Source organism: Foetidibacter luteolus (assembly GCF_009650435.1).
GTDB lineage: Bacteria > Bacteroidota > Bacteroidia > Chitinophagales > Chitinophagaceae > Foetidibacter > Foetidibacter luteolus.
This window is the reverse complement of record NZ_VVIP01000022.1, coordinates 25789-42908: the sequence shown is the minus strand read 5'-3', so window position 1 is coordinate 42908 and position 17120 is coordinate 25789. Positions and strand designations below refer to the sequence as shown.

Sequence of the window (17120 nt, the reverse complement as noted above, 5' to 3'; positions counted from 1 at the left end):
GCTTGCATTTTACATTGTTTTTGAATATTGCGACAAAACATGACAACGCCCAAACAAAATAAAGAGTTATTAGGAAAAGGAATACGTTCCCTTTTACAGAATATTGATGCCGATTTAAAAACCACTACCGGTAACCTTAAAAATACCGTGGTGGAAAAAGCTACCGGCATTACCCGTATAGCGCTGGACGATATACAGGTTAACCCTAAAAACCCAAGGCGTGATTTTGATGAGCAGTCGTTAAAGGAACTGGCTGATTCCATTAAAATACACGACATTATACAGCCCCTTACCATATCCCGCCTGGCCAATGGCAAATACCAGTTAATTGCAGGCGAACGCCGCTACCGGGCAGCTAAAATGGCCGGCCTTAAAGATGTGCCGGCTTATATACGCCAGGCCAACGATGCGGAGCTGCTGGAACTGGCCCTGCTGGAAAACCTGCAGCGTGAGGACCTGAATGCTATTGAAATTGGCCTTAGCTACAAACGCATGATGGACGAGCTTAGCTATACGCAGGAGCAGGTGGCGGAGCGTATGGGAAAAGAGCGCAGTACGGTAACCAATTACATACGCCTGCTTAAATTACCGCCGGATATACAACTGGCAGTGCGCAATGGCAACGTAACCATGGGGCATGCAAGGGCGTTGATTAATATTGACACCGTTGACAAGCAGTTGTATGTTTTTAACGAAATAAAGAACAAAGGCCTTAACGTGAGGCAAACAGAAGAACTGGTGCGCAACCTGTACAAAACAGAAACAGCCGATGTTAAAGTTGCTTCAAAATCTGAGCTGCCACCCGCATACAAACGAATTGAAGATAATTTAGCCTCTCATTTTTCTACTAAAGTAAAACTGGTGCATAACAAAAAAGGTTATGGCAGCATTACCCTGGAATATTATTCGCTGGAAGAGCTGAATAAGTTGCTGGATGTAATGAATGTACAGGCCGGTTAACAAGCAGCGCTTTCATGAAAAAAACAAGCCTTCTTATTTGCCTTGCAGTGGTTATGTGTTTAACGCGGTTGTATGCGCAGGACAGTAAGCAGCAGCTTATCAATTCATCGGCGCTTGATACTGCCAGGCCCGTAGTTTTGCCGGATACGGTTAAGCCGCTGGTGGTAAAAAAAGATTCTGTTACCAAAAGGCAGCACATACCTTCCAAAGCCACTATCCGCTCCGCTATATTTCCCGGGCTGGGCCAGATATACAACCGCCAGTACTGGAAGCTGCCGTTGGTATATGCGGCAGTGGGTATTCCCGCCGGTTTCTTTTTTTACAACAATACCTGGTACAAAAAAACAAGAACCGCCTACGATATTGTTGTTAACGGCCAAACAGAACGTTACGGCGAAATAGACCCTGCATTGATTATAAAATCAACCGGGCAGCCATTGGACGCAGAATCCCTCCAGTTTTACCGCAACGCATACCGGCGTGACAGGGATTACAGTATCCTCTATTTTCTGCTGGCCTGGGGCGTGCAGGTGGTGGATGCCACTGTATCGGGCCACCTGAAAAATTTTGATGTAAGCGAAGACATCAGTATGAACATCCAACCTACCTATAATACGGATACAAGAACGCCTTCTCTTTCTGTTGCATTCAATTTCAAAAAACCAGCGCCCAAAAAAGTTGCCAACTGGTAGGGTGATAGGTGAGGTATAAGCGATAGCCGCTAAAAGTAACAGAGAAAATTTATGTTACCGGCAACTGTGCTGCTATGAGGCTTGCGTTGAGCAATTTGCGTGGCGAAGCAGCAAATTGGAACACCTGTAAGGCTTTTCCCTGAGCGGCTTTTAAGCCCGGGTAGATGGTTGGTTATTGTTTTAAAAATTTCAAAGTAAGGGGCGTTTTGTTATTATCGCCGAGAATTGTTATAAAATAGATACCTGGTGAAAGGGTGCTGATGTCTATAGCTTTATCCGAAGTGCCGGCAGGAATTAGCAGGCTGCCTGATGTAACATTACCGCCTTTTAATGAAGTTATATTTAGTGAAACCTGCCCGGCAACCGCCATGTTAAACCGGATAAATAATTTGTTATGGGCGGGGTTGGGATACAGCAAGGAAGCAAATTTATAACCATTGTCAAGCCGTACAACCTGGCTTAAACTGAACCGGCCATCTTTGTCAACTATTTTCAGGCGATAAGAATTTATCCCCGCAGCAGGCCTGGCATCGGTGTAAGTATATTGCCTTATCATACTGCTGTTTCCGGCAGTGGTTACCTTGCCCAGTGTTTTAAATGCAGGGCTATCCCCATTGCTGCGTTGCAGTTCAAAATATGCCATATTTTTCTCTTCTGCAGTTTGCCAGTTCAGCAGGTTGGCTAATCCCTTTGTATAACCAGTGAATGTGGTAAGTTTTACCGGCAGTACCCTAAGTACATTAAACAGCATCAGCGCATCGTCAGCAGCAAACCCAAGGGTGTTGTTGGCATTCCAGTAAGCAGTATCTGTTCCTTCAAACGAAGAATCCGGAACATACACTATTTGGCTTAACCAGGCATGCCTTATTACAGTATCTTTTGGCAATGGCATACCGTTAAAATACAGCATACCATATTTAGGTAAGGCTGTTATTTTTATCTCGTAGGGAATACTGGCGGCATTATCAAAATCAGTTTTTGTAAAACTGTAAGAAGAATCTTTGAGTATATCCCTGCTGATGTTTAACAATGATGTGTCAGCATTAAGGTTAACCTTAGATAAAACAATGTTATTAATGTACCAGCTATTGTTGTAATAAAATGCGCTGCCCGGCGTATTGTTAATTGGCATTGTTTTTCCGTCTGGCCGGGCAAAAAACCTGGAAAAGTCATATAAAATTTCACCCTTTGCATTCAGGCCATTCAAAAAACCCGGGCCAATGTTCTGTTTATTGCCGGCCGGGTCAATGCGCCATGTACTTCCTGTAGCAGATTTTTCATAGGCTATGTAATCTCCGGCTAACAGGTAAACAGGCCTGTCGCCCATAGTATCAATAAGAGTAGTGTTGAGCGTGTTGTTTTCAAGGGAAGACTGGTAAAGGTAATAGGGAGGAAAATCATCTCTTCCGGGAATATTCAGATCTTCGGGGGTGCCTTTCCGGAAGATGCTTTTTTTGCTATTAATAAGGGGGCCAATAGCGCCAACATAGCCGGTGCCGTATTTTACACCGTTAAGGAATAATTCCAGTCTGGTGCCAAAATAAACTTCACCGTAATTATCTCTAACGCCAATCGGCAAAGCAATATTACCCAAACTGTCAATAGCATACTCCCTTATTGCATGTACATTTCCTTCCGGCCGGTTGGGAACCTGGTAACTCATGCGAGATACAGAGTCTGTCTGGTGTGTTGCCAGATTAAAATGTGTGAGATAACTTTCTTGCTGAAAGGTTATCCCGCCACGCCATAACAGGTGAATCCCATTGGCCACAAAGGTGGTTGGCTGAACTGCATCTATGTAATAAAGGGAATCATTCGAGTACACCGCTATCCTGTTTAGCTGAGACTGGACATATCCAAACGAGGTTAACTGCACTTTTCCGACTGCTCTGGGCAATATAACGGAATCGTTTTTGGAAAGATCAACATATACGTAGTTGTCACCAACGATCTTCAGAATTTTGTTGTATTGAAAATCTATCACTCCATAAGGAAGAAAGTCTTCGAGGTAAGGGCTTGGTTCAAAGGTATAGGTGAGGTATTTTGATATTACATGTTCAGCGGTATCTGTACCCAATACCCTTATCTGGTTGGCATAGATGCCAAATTTGGCAACCTGTGAAATATCTATTACGGTATCAATTTCATTATCACCTTCGGCGAGTGGCAGAAAATCAGGGGCCGGACCTATTACATTGAGGTGAACACCGCCATCTGCATCTTGTGCCTTGATGTGTATGGGCATGTATATACTTCTTACAAAAGAGGGGTAATTAACAAGGGTAAAAGATGGTTCAGAATCAAACGGCTGGTTAATAATTTTTACTGTTGCGCTGTCAGTATTTTGCACGATATCCTTTACGGTTACTACCAATGTAAGGGTATCGTAAGGTAGGTCAGTAAGAGGCAGAATTCCGGTATAGTCTTCCCCATGTAAGGATAGGTTAATGCCGGTAGCCAATATCCTGGCCTTTACAAACTGCAAGTCGTACGTGGAAATAACAGCAACCGAAATATCCAGGTTGCCGGATACCTTTTGGTTTGCAGTTGGATTTTTTACTTGTATGGTTATAGAGGCTCTAGCTGTAAAGGAGAGGATGAATGAAAAGGTCAGCAATACAAAAAAGATGTTTCTCATACAGATTTTTTAAAGTGTACCAGGGATGCATTTATAATAGTAAAAGTGGATAAGCCAAATATAATCTAATATAAATCATGGCAAATTAATTAATCGGCGAGCAAACATACATTGGAGTTACATTGTTGTTCCCTTACCAATTGCATTGAATTTCTGTTCGGCTTGTCCTGATTATAGTTAAGCACAGCTTTATGAATGTTTTAGTTACACGGCATTACTTTTCTTCCAACTGCCCGCAATTGTTGTACTTAGGCCGCAACCCGGTTGCCTGGTATTTCTCAAAATTATCAGTTTAAAATTCCCCCTTTAGCAGGGCAGGGTTTAACTTAGCGCTGCTTTTTATTACAACAAACAGCAGCACTAATGAAAATAGCGTTAATTGGGTACGGAAAAATGGGCAAAGCGATAGAAGAAATAGCGGTTGCCAAAGGCCACGAAATAGTATTGAAGATAGATGCTTACAACCTTGATGAATTTACTGCCGAAAACCTGGCAAAGGCTGACGTGGCTATTGAATTTACCAGCCCACACAGTGCTGTCGAGAATATTAAAAAATGTATCTCGTTTGGCGTGCCCGTGGTATCAGGCTCCACCGGCTGGCTGAAGCAATGGGATGAAGTAAAAGGCTTTGTGGAAGAACATAACGGCGCTTTGCTGTATGCCAGCAATTACAGCATTGGCGTAAATATCTTCTTTGAACTAAACCGGCTGCTGGCCAAAATGATGAGCGCCCACACCGGTTATAATGTGGCGCTGGAAGAAATTCATCATACAGAAAAGAAAGATGCACCCAGTGGTACGGCCATAACCCTTGCGGAAGGGGTGATGGAATTTGTAAAAGCAAAAAAACAGTGGGTAAACCACATCAGCGATAATGAAGACGACCTTGAAATCATCAGTGAAAGGATTGACCCGGCGCCCGGCACACATAAAATAAAATACCATTCTTCCATAGACGACATTGAAATAATCCATACCGCCCACAACCGCAAGGGCTTTGCCGGCGGCGCCGTACTCGCGGCAGAATACATTGTTGGCAAACGGGGTATTTTCAGCATGAAAGAGGTGCTGGGCTTATAAGCAAGCCAGGGGCATTATTCACTCAGACCTAAAATTGTTGATAGCGCATCCGCCGGGGCACATCTGTAGGGGTATATCCAAAATGCTTTTTAAAAGCATAGGAGAAATGAGAAAGGTCTTCAAAGCCAGATTCCAGGTACACATCAACAGGCCTCAATTTCTTTTCGGCTATCTGGTAATGCGCCAGTTCCAGCCGCTTTTGTGTAAGCCATTTTTGCGGAGTGGTATCAAATGCTTTTCTGAAATCTCTTTTAAAAGTGGTAAGGCTGCGGCCGGTAAGGTAACCGAACTTTTTTAACGGCATATTGAACATAAAGTTCCGTTCCATAAAACCAGCCAGCTCAATTTTGCCGGGCTCTTCAAAGTTCGCTAACAGCCCGTCAATACTTTTGTCAATAGCACGCAGTATGCTGATGGCCTCTGTTATTTTTAAGGAAGCTATGTTTCCAGGTATTTTATCCTTCAGGTCAAAGTAGGGTATAAGCGAAGCAAGGCAGCTTGTAAGCAGGGGGTGCTGGTTAAAGCATCTAATTTTGGCTGGCGTTGCAGTATTCGGTTCAACATCCAGGTTGGCATAAAATTCTCTCAGGCGTTCCGCGGTAAGGTGCATGGCCACCGTTTTATGTGGTAACCCATCTTTTGGATAGTTGATAACGGTTGACAGTTGGTTCCTGGGTATAAGGAAAATGTTGCCGGCGCCAAATGTGTAAGCGTTTTCCGCCTGGATGATCTTTGTTTCCCCGGAAATAAACCATACCAGCACATGGTGCTCAAACACTACTTCTGTTTTAAACAGCTTGTCTTCGTAGCAGGAAAGTTTAATATCCGGTGTTATGTATTTTGTCTGGAACTCCATAGTAAGCGACGCATTTTACCGTGGTTTACAAAGCATCTTTTCATTTTCCTTAACCTGGTACAAATATCAATCAACTTCAAAAGAAATTCCTGTCATTTCCTCACTCAGCTTCCACAATCTTTTAGCGCTTGTTTCATCCAGCGAATAAGGCCTTACGCCGCGTAGGGTAGATGGGTCGCCATACTGGTGGTCAATATTATCCAGGTCAGGCTCCGCAATGTCGCAATTCTCGCAATATACGCCCCCGATGTTATCAAGTAACGGGCTGGTAGCACACCAAACGGTAGTAGCCGCACCTTGCGGAATGGTTTTAAGTTTTTTCGCCACTTCAGGAAAAATTTTGCCATCGGCATCATGCGTTCCCATTTGTTGGAATAATTCCATAGGTGCTTCACGCCCCAGGTCGGTATCGTTAACAGCGCCCGGGTGTAGTGAATAAGCCCTTACGTTAAAGGCCTTGCCGCGGTTATCCAGTTCAACGGAGAACAAATTGTTGGCCGTTTTGGATTGTCCATAGCCAAGCAGGGTTTCATATTGCCTGTGTATAAAATTGGGGTCTTCAAAATTAAAAGGCGCCATCTGGTGGCCAAAAGAAGAAACGTTAATCACCCTTGCGCCATTTGCCTTTTTTAAAGCGGGCCAAAGCCGCGCCGTTAACTGAAAATGCCCCAGGTGATTGGTAGCAAGCTGCGATTCGTAGCCGCGGTTATCCCTGCGCAGCGGTACCCACATAATGCCGGCATTATTTATAAGTAAATCAAGCGGCCTGCCTGTGGCTAAAAAGTTTTCAGCAAACAGGTCAATAGATGTGGGGTTCATCAAATCCATACTTAGCAGTTCCGTGTTGGCAATACCTTGCAGGTTCTTTTTAGCTTTTGCAGTATCCCTGGCCGGTATAATTACGGTAGCGCCTGCCGCGGCCAGTATCCTGGTGGTTTCAAGTCCAATGCCGGCGTACCCGCCTGTTACTATGGCAATCTTTCCCAAAAGGTTAATGCCCTTTATTACATCGCTTGTGGTAGATGTTGCGTTAAACCCGGAGCCGGCCGGTTGCTGTAATTTTCCCTGGTAGTTATTTTGTTCCATTGTTTGTTTTTTAACAGGGCAAAAATAGAAAGCATCAAAACCGGCGGCTTTGTTTAAAAGACCGATTATGCTTTGTTGAGAAGGCCGGTTGTTAATTATCGGGATGACGGCATAATTGCAAATCTCAAATCTCTTTTATACATTGTAATGCTGTATACCGTAAGAAATTGTGCTTGCTGTTGCCGGTAAATCAATCCCCTGTTAAAAGAAGTATTTTCCAAATCAATAAAATATACACAACTATGGGTATCGCCAAAGATTTCAACAATGTAATAGAAAGCCAGATAAACGTATTTGCCGCATGGCTGCCGGTTACCAATACGTTTAAAATTGGTGATTATGGCATTTTCTCAGATGGTGTTTTTACCAAAATGGGCAATATAAAAGATGAATTTGGTATAGATATCAAAGAAGGGAAAGGCCCCGATTCCAAGATTGATTTTTCTTCCGAGGGCACATCAGTGTTCCGTTTTGCCGCTGGCGCCCAGGTGGATGTAATACCTTCCGGCGCCGTTGATGCCAAAGTGACCTTTAAATTTGAAAGGGAAAAATCATTTTTGGTTAAATCGCCGGTAATAAGTGTAGATACCATGGAAAATGTGAACGAAGTGGGCAAAAAATTGATAGAACTGCCGGATTGGGAAAACCGGTTTAAAGTTGTGTATCAAACCTATTTTGCCAAAGACGCGGTGGTTATTTCCACCGTTACGAAAGACACAGAAATTAATTTCAGTGGCGATGTTACCGCCCTGCAGCAACTGAATGTGGGCAGCACTTCTGTGGAGTTTAATTCTAAAAAAGAGTTGGGCCTTAGCGTTCAGGGCAAGGAAGGTGTTATCGGGCTGGGGCTTTTCCAAATTAAACGTGGCTTTCTCGGGCTGGGCAAAGAGAAACCCGTAGTACTCTCCGATGAAGAAGCCGAAGGCGCCATAGAAATGCTTTCCGGCGAGGTAGAAGACGACCTGTAAAACAATATCATAGTAAGTACCAGGCCCCCCGCAGGGCCTGGTACAATTTTTATGGGCCCGGCAGGAGGAACAAGGATGAGGCTTTACTTGCGTCGCACTCTTGTACTGTTGGATTCGCTATGCAGCTTTTCCCCCAGGGTAGGTGAGCGTTTTTTGCCGGCACAAGGGCAGCATCAACATTGTTAGCAATACGTTGGTATTAAATAGGGCCACGCATTATAAATTCATATTCCGGAGGAACATTTTGTGGGTAGAAGGTATTAGAGTGTTGTTTCGCGTTCCGGAGGAACGCTTTGTGCTTTATTCCAACAATCGGAGTTTTTTAGGTAAATACAATTTCTATGCTTCCGGTTCATATCACTCATTCCGGATATTCTTGCTGTATAGGGATCTATCACCAACCAAAAATGAGAGCTTATTTTTGGCATATCCGGCGTAAACGGTGGAAATATTCAATTCTTGATAAAACGCGAATGACAATGTTATATTTCTTCAGGGTTTTCTGTTTAATTATACTGTCTTTATTTACATATGGTACCGTGCTTGCATGCAGATGTGCTATACATACCACTGAAGAAGAATATAAAAGAAGTGAACTTGTTGTTAGAGGGACAATTATTGGTACTGATACAGTAACTCTTGCGACAGGGCTTAACACTGACAGGCATGGCATCAGGTATGGCAAACGCAGATACTCTTTAAATTTTGAGTTATTGCTCAGGGTTAAGGTTGTAGTTGAAAAAAATTTCAAATCATCCACCCATCTTCCTGACACAATTTACGTTTTGACGAGTACTCAAGGCACTGCATGTGGTTATCCTTTTCACACGTATCATCCTGAATTTCCGTCCATTTTTTATGACTTCATTATTTATGGCGATCGGTTGACACAGTATTCCATCCAGGAAATAAAAAAACGAAAACGACTCGTTAAGCAAATAACAAGGTATGCTTCAGACGATGCTTTTTTTACAAGCCGTTGCAGGTTGACTGAGCGCTCAAATGAACAGGAATTAGCAAAGCTTGAAAAACTAAAGTCATGAACACCATCGTTATTGAAATATTGCGTACCGGGCAGGCAGTAAACGAACTGCTGGATACGGATATCAACTACATCGCACTTTGCGGCGCCCAGCCTGCCAAAGACCTGGTTATAGCCTGCCGGCAGGATGAGTTTAATGAACGGATTACACTGCTGCGCTACAACAATAACGACGAAGCCAAAAGGCAGGAAGGCATCAGCTTTTTTCAACAGTTGGTAGATGGTGTAATAGACCAAATTTACCCCACCGGCATGCCGGCCCCGCAGCCTGGCGAATGGTTGCACCTGCGCCTGGTAACCACACCAAAAGAAATGGCGCAGATACCTTTTGAAATAGCGCTTACGCCGCAACAAATACAGCAGACGGATAAACCGCTGCCTTTTTTTCTTAACCCTCAATACAAAACCACGCTAACCCGCGAAGTGCGGCGAATTGCTTTTGCGCATTATAAATGGCCGGTAAAACCCCGCATATTGTTTGCCTGGGCCGAGCCCCGGGCCACCGTGCCGCATGAGGAACATTTGGCCGCTTTTGTTGAAGTGCTGCGGCCCTGGGCCCTGCCTGTAACAGAGCCCGCCTTTCCGGTGCAGCCTAACCTGGGCGCCCTGGTAACAGAGCTAAGGGATGCCAGCCTTAATAAGATAAAAGATGCCGTAACAAAGGCCGTAAAAGAAGGCAAACCTTATACGCACATTCACCTGCTGGCGCATGGCACAAAGAATGATGACCCGCAGGGCGAACAATTCCTGCTGCTGCTTTGCGGCGAAGCCGGCAAACGGGTGCCTTACAAGGCCACCGGGCCGGAGCTGGAAGCGGCGCTGATGATAACGGATGAACAAGGCCGTGTTTACTGCCCCCAAATTGTATCGCTGGTGGCCTGCGACAGTGGCGCAATGGGTAGTCCTGTAAACCCGGCAGGTAGCCTGGCCCATCACCTGCACCAGGTGGGGGTGCCCTGCGTTTTTGCATCGCAATTTCCGCTAACACAGCAAGGTTCTGTAAACCTGGTTACAGCTTTGTACACCTGTTTGCTGGAGTCGTCAGACCCACGCAAGGCACTTTACTTTACCCGTGAAAAGCTGGATGCAGGCAATGTGCATGACTGGGCCAGCCTGGTAGCTTATGCACGTTTTCCTGAAGACGTGGATGAACAAATGAAAGACGTAGAGCTGAGGATTAAACTGGAGTTTATGAAAACCAGCAACGCCCTTACAGATCATGTGCTAAAACACCTGGACGCCATTAAAGACAATGCTGATGAGGAACTGGAGAAAGTAAGCCAGCGGATGGAAAAATCAATAGCAGATCTTACCGCATTGGTACAAACTGCTAAAGGACAAAAAAGCAAGGAACGTTTTGCCGAGCATTATGGTTTAATAGGCAGCGCTTATAAAAGAAAAGCAGAGCATCTTTTTCGCATGGCCGGGCTGGCTGGCGAGGCTGGTGTGCCCGCAGCTTCCCTGGAGGCGCTGGCTTTGGGTAAAGACTGGTACTACCGTGCCTATAACGAGTTCTTATACAGCCATTGGACGGGTACGCAATATCTTTCATTGCAACTGGTACTTACCGGCACGCTGACTGGAGAAGAGGAACGGGATATGTGGACACTTTGCCGCATTATGGCCATGCAGGATGAAAAGAAAGCTGCCAACAATGAAACGCTTGCCTGGGCTTATGGCACACTGGCCGAACTGTATTTGTTACGGCCGTTTACATACGCCGCAGAACAGCAGTCGCAGCACACAGAAACCGCACTGCTTAAAGCAAAAAGTTACATAGCAAAGTTGAATGAACTAAAGGATCAGTTGTTCCCGCAGGAATCCACTGCGCGGCAACTGGAACGCTATATAAAATGGTGGGTCCATATTTCAACCGCGGCCAGCAACCAGTTACAGCAAACTGCAACAACCCTGCGCAACGGGCTGGAAGTGGTGGTGTAATAAGGTAAGTAAGAAGTGCTTAAATATGTAAGATGTTAGGTGTACGATGTGGGATGTCATTTTACATCGTACATCGTACATCCCACATCTAACATAAAAAAGGTACTTCGTAAATCGTACTTTAAAAAAACTGTTTGCAAAAGAAGCAGCCTGTTACACCTTGCGCCAGGGATTGAAGCGGTTACCCCGGTGAGGGTTCTGCAGCATGGCTTTTGTGCCGGAGTAATAGCGGAAAGCCCGGTGCCTTCGGCAGGCGCCCTGAAAATTTTTACAACTGCTATGATGGTGCTGTAAACTATTGTATTTTACCCTCAACCTTAAATTAGCATCACCATGCGCTACTCAGCACTTGCCTCGTTAGAAGACAGTTTTCTGAACACCGGTAACAATGGGGAATACAGCTTTAAAAAAATTGCGATACCTGTAAAGGGCGAAAACCTTACCCTGGAAGCGATGTTGGCTACTCCAAAAAACCGCAGCAAATATTACTATGATGTTGCCCACCCGAAAGAAAGGATTGTGGTGCATTTTACCGCAGGTAACATACGCTCTGATATGGCGGCGCTTACCCGCAATGATTACCATGTATCTGTACCGTTTGTAATTGGCCGTAATGGAACCATTTACCAGTTGTTCTCCTCCAAACATTGGAGCGGGCATATAGGCAAGGGTATTGGCAACATGGGTACAGGCAACCAGCAGGATAAGGTTAGCATAGGCATTGAACTGTCTAACTACGGCTTTTTAACGGAGCGTGACGGCAACCTGGAAACCTATTACTCCCGCCAGAAGGACAGCAATGGCAAAACAGGCCCGGCAGATGTGTATTGCTCAGTGGAGGAAACCGACGCTTATATTAAGACTGACCAGCCTTTTCGCCAGCAAAAGTATTATGCCGCTTATACACCACAACAGTATGAAGCGCTGATAATATTGCTGCGGTACTTAACGGCGCAGTATGCTATTCCGCGCCAGTTTATGCCGGAAGCCAAACGCTTTGCCGCCACAGAAGATGTGCTGCTATTTAAAGGCATTGTAACACATGTTAACTATCGCACAGACGGTAAATGGGATATAGGGCCTGGCTTTGACTGGCAGAAAGTTATCGGCGGCGTGCAGGCGGTTTCTTTTAAGCCGCAGTTTGCACAGGGTGGTGGCAGCAGGGGTGGCGGTAGCTGGCGGCCAGGCGACCTGCACTCTGAGGATGCCCTGGGTGAATTTTTGCCGGAAGCCAAAGACGCATCTCATGAAAATGACCCTTATGAAGAAGGCCCCGCCGTGGAGCGGGATTAAGGACTGCGCTGCTATACCGCTCAGTTAAAAACTTAACATACGGAGCGCTAAGGCTATATTAACTTTAGGTTATCTTTTTAAAAACAAGGAACCTATGCCAGAGAATCAATCCAGGAAGAAAAACAAAAGCCATTCTAAAGAAGGCCGTACCGCAATAGCGGAAAAATTATCCAGCGCTTTTGCAGACTATAAAAACAAAGACAACGAAAAGAAATTTGAAAAGTCAATTAAAAAGGCCAGCAAAATTTTAAGCGAAGCCATATCGGTTTCTGCCAATGGCGAAGCCGCTAAGGTGGTTAAGGCGCCAAAGGCAGCCAAGAAATCAGCCAAAAAAGTTGCAGCGCCTAAGAAAGCGGCAGAGAAAAAAGCAAAGCAATAAGTAACACCTTCTGGGTAACGATTAAGAACAAGGCTGTAACTATGTCTGCCGGTTGTTTTGTTAGAACCTTGTTGGTAAAGCAACAAGCCATGTATGGCCTGTTGCTTTTTTATTGGTAGCTGTAAAACTTATTATTTAAGGGCGGCTTTACCTGCAATTGCAGGTTGTGCTACGGGAAGGTTAAGGGCAGGTGCGGCTTGCACCGGCAACGCTCCGCCTATGCTATGGCCTGCTTCTTTTTCAAAAGACTGTCCGGTAAGAAAGGATACTGTAGCGGCTACCTGGTTAAGGTATATCTTTTTATCATCCTTCATTTCGCCAGCGGGGCTTATGCCGGGCCCCAGCATGGCCATCCATACTTCGCCGGAGCCTTTAACAAAAAGATGGTGCTTGTACCATGAGTTGGTCCTGCGGCCACGGCCATGGTCTGTAGTAATGATAAACGTGGTGTTGTTTTTATAGAAAGGATCTGTTTGTACATAATACCACAGTTCGGCAATCATCTTATCTACATTATTTATATGCATCAGGTACTTGTCGTACCGGCCTTCATGGGCAAACTTATCTGTTTCTCCCAGGCCTATTGCCACCACTTTAGGGTGATGGGCCGCAATATATTCTTTGGCAGCAAAGCAGGTAAGCAAATCGTACCGGGTATGCGTTTTATGCTTTACATAATCCTGTACGTTGTTAAGCGTAATGTTGGCGCTGTCTTCTTCTGGTAATATTTCGTAGCCGCTGTTAACGGAAAAGTTGCTTCTCGGCTCATTAAGTATGTAAGGAAAAATATTCCAGGAACTGAACGCCACCACGCTTCCCTTGTAATCGCTGCTGCTGTTAAGGTGTTCCAGCACGTTTCTGTTACGGTTAAGTACAGGGCTGTTGGGGGTAAACCTGCGGTCTGCATAGCCCGTAAAAATCTCATTATACCCGGGGTAAGAAAACTTGTAGATATTGCGCACATCTACCTTATTGTTGTAATGACGGTTGCCGTATAAAACGCCTTGTTTGGCTATTACATTCCAAAAAAAAGGCATCAGCTTTTCCCTTCGTTTTTCGGTGGAGCTATCATTGTACAATTGCTGTAGCAGGCTGGTATCTTCAACATACATTTTATTGTTGACCAGGTTGGCGTTGGCGCCTTCAAAAACCTCCTGCCAGCGCAGGCCATCGGTAGTGATGATGAAAATGTTGGGTGCTTTTTTCTGTTGCTGGGCATTTGCATACAGGCATACACAAGCCATAAGCAACATGGTGCTGATTACTTTCATTACAATTGGTTTTGCGAAGGAACCAAACAATTGTAACGTTAATATTATCCGGGGATTAAGTTAGCGTTACCTGCTAACCAATACAAGTATTAAGCCATTGTGCGGTTGAGCAGGGCAGCACGTTATTTAAGCCAGATGGTTTGTGTAAATGCGCCGTTTACAGCGGCATCCCAAACCTCCAGCCTTACCCATTTGCGGCCGGCTAACTGTACCGGCAGGCGGAAGAGCTTTTTGCCAAAAGGCCTGGTATCGTTCAGCCATATTTTTTCCTTGTATGTTTCTTTGCCATCGCCGCTGATTATTTCCGCAAAATGCAATGGAAACGTCCAGCTTATTTCCGCCACCAACTCATCTTTGCCATCTTTACGCAACTGGGCTGTATCCCCTGCGCCTTTGCCGTTAACGTTAAAAACAGGCAGCAACACTTCCCCGGTAGAGCAAAAGAATTTTCCTTTTTCCAGGGCATCCACTACGGGCTGCCAGCCTTCTTCAAACGACGGCATTTTATCCAGTTGCAGGTAGTTTACATTCAGGTGGGCGTATAACTCGTAGTTGGGCTCAATTTTAAAAAGGTCGGCTTCAGCCAGTATTCGTTTCGGTTGGCCCCAGTTATTCATGTCATCCTGCAGGTCAAGAATTCTTTTGCCCAGCCGCGGTTGAGATAAGTCTGCCGGCATGGCTTTCCAGGCAGCGCCGTTAAACCTGTCAGACAGGTAGAAAGCTTCATTCTTATACGCGTCAGGAAAACCAGTTGAACCTTTGGTACGGGCATGTGCCGTCCAGGCAAGACCTTTTTCATCCTTCAGCAGTTGCAGCATTTCTTCTTTATTGCCAATATGGTAAACTTTTCCATACAGGGAATCATTATACACATACTGTTGCGTGTTATTTTTAGACATTACCCAGTAAACCGGTTTGGGAAAAATATTTACCCAGTGGCCGCCAAAAAAATTATTGGGTTCTTCGCCGGGCAGCATTAAAAAGTTACCGCCTGATAATCTCCTGCATTCCTTAAACAATGTATTCAGTTGTTCCAGCCTTTTCACATCCGGGCCGCGGGGGTCGCCGGGGCCGTGAAATTCCGCCAGGTGTACTATGTTAACGCCGGTGTTTCTAAAGGCTTTTACAAAACCGGGCGTTTCCGGCAGGGGCTTATGGGTTAATACATCATCCGTATGCTCCACATGAAAATGGCTGCAGAAGGTATAATAGCCTTTCAGCGGTGCATAAGTATCCGCATGGGTAAAAGCTTTTACATCTTCCATAATTTTTCCATCTTTTGTATCGCTCAGCAGGCAAAAAAAGTTAAGCCTTTGCTCTGTACCGGGGGGCGCATTAAACCAGGGCACCCAGCGGCGGTCGCCCAGCAGGTCTTGCCGTATGCCTATGCCATAGCCGTTTATAGTATTGCGATAGTTATTGCCATACCAGGTATGGGCAAGGTTATAGCAGTTATCAAGCGGAGGAAAGAACTGGTGCGGCGCAGGAAATACAGCTACACTGCCTGTTGACGATTCCGCTACAATGGTGCGGTATTTAACGGCAAGGTTAGCGGCTTCATCAGCAGGGCTAACAGCTTTTTCCTGTATGTAGTTGTCTGTGTCAGCATAAAAAAGTTTGTTCCATCCGGCGCCTGAGTTAACCAGGCCGGCATCATAAATAATGGCTGTTGAGTCTACCCCTGTTTTCATCACCGCGGCTATGTTTAACAGCGGAGAGCCTTCGTAAAGGGTTATTTCCAAATTGCCGCTAAAATTGCCTGCAGTGGCACTGCCAATAACAATTTTCGTGGCCGTGCCGGATGATATGAGGCGGATGTTTTCTGTTACCGTCTTTACCTCAAAAGACTTGCTGGGCAGGTAGGCCGTTTTGTCAAAAAAAATATTCCAGCCGTTTTGAGATACCAGGTCACGCTTGCCGGTAGTAAGCACAAATACGGGCTGCAGGTTTTGTGAAATGTTTTTTAAGCCACCGGCATCCCCATACTGCAGGGCGCTGATGAGTGGTTGCCCGGCAGTTCGGCTTAAGGTTATGCCTGCTTTTTTATCATTATCGGCAGGCCACACCACCTGCAGGGAACTGTTGTTTACTGTTACGGTAACAGGACTTTTCTTATTAAAAGAATCCAGGTTAACGGGCGCCTGAGCAAAAGTGCCGATGCAGGTGCATGTACACAAAAACAGTGAAAGCCGGCGTAAGATTTTCAAGGTAAGCAAAGTGTAAGGTTTAAATTTTTGTATGGCCATGGCGGCTTTTTGCTGCCAGGCGTTTTGTATAGACGGCCAAAGTACAACAAGGGTACCAAAGCGCCTTTTACCACTGCGTGGCAAAATCGGCAAACAGCCTGTTTGGGGCTGTGAGCTGTAACACATAATTGAAGCTGTGGTACCGGCTTTCCGCTGCAACTCCGCCGCCCTGCTGCGCTGCATTCCCCTTCGGGGGCCAGGGGGGCAGCGGGGTTTACGCTTCAATCCGGCAGCCATTCAACCGTGGGATTGCTATGGGGCTGGCATTGCGTGTGGATGTTTCATCTATCCGGGCTAAAAAGCCGCCCAAAGAGCCGGACGATAAAGTGCTTGCGACGCAACGATGATTCCCATGAAAATATATAGCTGGTATCATAAAATTTTTATCAGATGGTTATGCACACGCCTCTTTTTGTAAGCACTACAATGTATAAACACTGTTTTGGCAGTAATTTTTTGCTATAATATGATGTTTAGGATAATGACCTGGAAATCATACGGGCAGTTACTTTAGGGGGTGTTTTTTGCCTGTCTTGATTACCGGATAGGTTATGTAGCCTCATATTTTACGGCAGTTAAGACCATTGAGGAATAATGCATAATTATTTATTCTATATCTTCGCCATTGCCAGCCTGTAACACTACCGTTAATGAGTTAATCCCCAGCG

General features: G+C 45.3%; 13 protein-coding genes. 8 read left to right on the top strand and 5 right to left on the bottom strand.

Annotated elements, in window-relative coordinates; all coding sequences use genetic code 11:
• The first annotated feature begins 39 nt into the window (after positions 1-39).
• Together F0364_RS06405 and F0364_RS06400 are read left to right on the top strand one after the other, a co-directional pair.
• Positions 40-960: a ParB/RepB/Spo0J family partition protein gene (locus F0364_RS06405; RefSeq protein WP_153796941.1), complete on the top strand. Its 921-nt coding sequence runs from the start codon at positions 40-42 to the stop codon at positions 958-960.
• A gap of 14 nt (positions 961-974) precedes the next feature.
• Positions 975-1652: a DUF5683 domain-containing protein gene (locus tag F0364_RS06400; protein ID WP_153796940.1), complete on the top strand. Its 678-nt coding sequence runs from the start codon at positions 975-977 to the stop codon at positions 1650-1652.
• 172 nt (positions 1653-1824) lie between these two features.
• Here the strand turns inward: F0364_RS06400 and F0364_RS06395 are convergent, their stop codons facing one another.
• A complete protein-coding gene (locus F0364_RS06395; protein ID WP_153796939.1) occupies positions 1825-4290 on the bottom strand; it encodes a T9SS type A sorting domain-containing protein in 2466 nt (821 codons plus the stop codon).
• 363 nt (positions 4291-4653) lie between these two features.
• On the opposite strand from F0364_RS06395, the gene dapB reads away from it, so the two are divergent.
• Positions 4654-5370 carry a 4-hydroxy-tetrahydrodipicolinate reductase gene (gene dapB, locus F0364_RS06390; protein WP_153796938.1) on the top strand — a complete coding sequence of 239 codons (717 nt, stop codon included), beginning with the start codon at positions 4654-4656 and terminating at the stop codon, positions 5368-5370.
• Positions 5371-5398: 28 nt separating this feature from the next.
• Here the strand turns inward: dapB and F0364_RS06385 are convergent, their stop codons facing one another.
• The gene (locus F0364_RS06385) at positions 5399-6226 is read right to left on the bottom strand and encodes a helix-turn-helix domain-containing protein (RefSeq protein ID WP_153796937.1); all 828 of its coding nucleotides are present in this window, start codon (positions 6224-6226) and stop codon (positions 5399-5401) included.
• A gap of 66 nt (positions 6227-6292) precedes the next feature.
• Complete coding sequence (locus F0364_RS06380; protein WP_153796936.1) at positions 6293-7312, bottom strand: SDR family NAD(P)-dependent oxidoreductase; 1020 nt, start codon at positions 7310-7312, stop codon at positions 6293-6295.
• A gap of 242 nt (positions 7313-7554) precedes the next feature.
• Between F0364_RS06380 and F0364_RS06375 the strand changes: the two genes are divergently transcribed.
• The 5 genes from F0364_RS06375 (at position 7555) to F0364_RS06355 (ending at position 12935) form a co-directional block, all read left to right on the top strand.
• The gene (locus F0364_RS06375; RefSeq protein ID WP_153796935.1) at positions 7555-8280 is read left to right on the top strand and encodes a hypothetical protein; all 726 of its coding nucleotides are present in this window, start codon (positions 7555-7557) and stop codon (positions 8278-8280) included.
• A gap of 479 nt (positions 8281-8759) precedes the next feature.
• Positions 8760-9323 carry a hypothetical protein gene (locus F0364_RS06370; protein ID WP_153796934.1) on the top strand — a complete coding sequence of 188 codons (564 nt, stop codon included), beginning with the start codon at positions 8760-8762 and terminating at the stop codon, positions 9321-9323.
• Positions 9320-11263 carry a CHAT domain-containing protein gene (locus F0364_RS06365; protein ID WP_153796933.1) on the top strand — a complete coding sequence of 648 codons (1944 nt, stop codon included), beginning with the start codon at positions 9320-9322 and terminating at the stop codon, positions 11261-11263. The genes F0364_RS06370 and F0364_RS06365 overlap by 4 nt, the downstream gene beginning before the upstream one ends.
• A 333-nt stretch (positions 11264-11596) precedes the next feature.
• Complete coding sequence (locus F0364_RS06360) at positions 11597-12556, top strand: N-acetylmuramoyl-L-alanine amidase (protein ID WP_153796932.1); 960 nt, start codon at positions 11597-11599, stop codon at positions 12554-12556.
• Positions 12557-12650: 94 nt separating this feature from the next.
• On the top strand, positions 12651-12935 hold the full coding sequence (locus tag F0364_RS06355; protein WP_153796931.1) for a hypothetical protein: 285 nt from the start codon (positions 12651-12653) through the stop codon (positions 12933-12935).
• Between the two features lie 131 nt (positions 12936-13066).
• Here the strand turns inward: F0364_RS06355 and F0364_RS06350 are convergent, their stop codons facing one another.
• A complete protein-coding gene (locus tag F0364_RS06350) occupies positions 13067-14206 on the bottom strand; it encodes an alkaline phosphatase family protein (RefSeq protein WP_153796930.1) in 1140 nt (379 codons plus the stop codon).
• A gap of 122 nt (positions 14207-14328) precedes the next feature.
• On the bottom strand, positions 14329-16452 hold the full coding sequence (locus tag F0364_RS06345; RefSeq protein ID WP_235921019.1) for a CehA/McbA family metallohydrolase domain-containing protein: 2124 nt from the start codon (positions 16450-16452) through the stop codon (positions 14329-14331).
• Between the last annotated feature and the right edge of the window lie 668 nt (positions 16453-17120).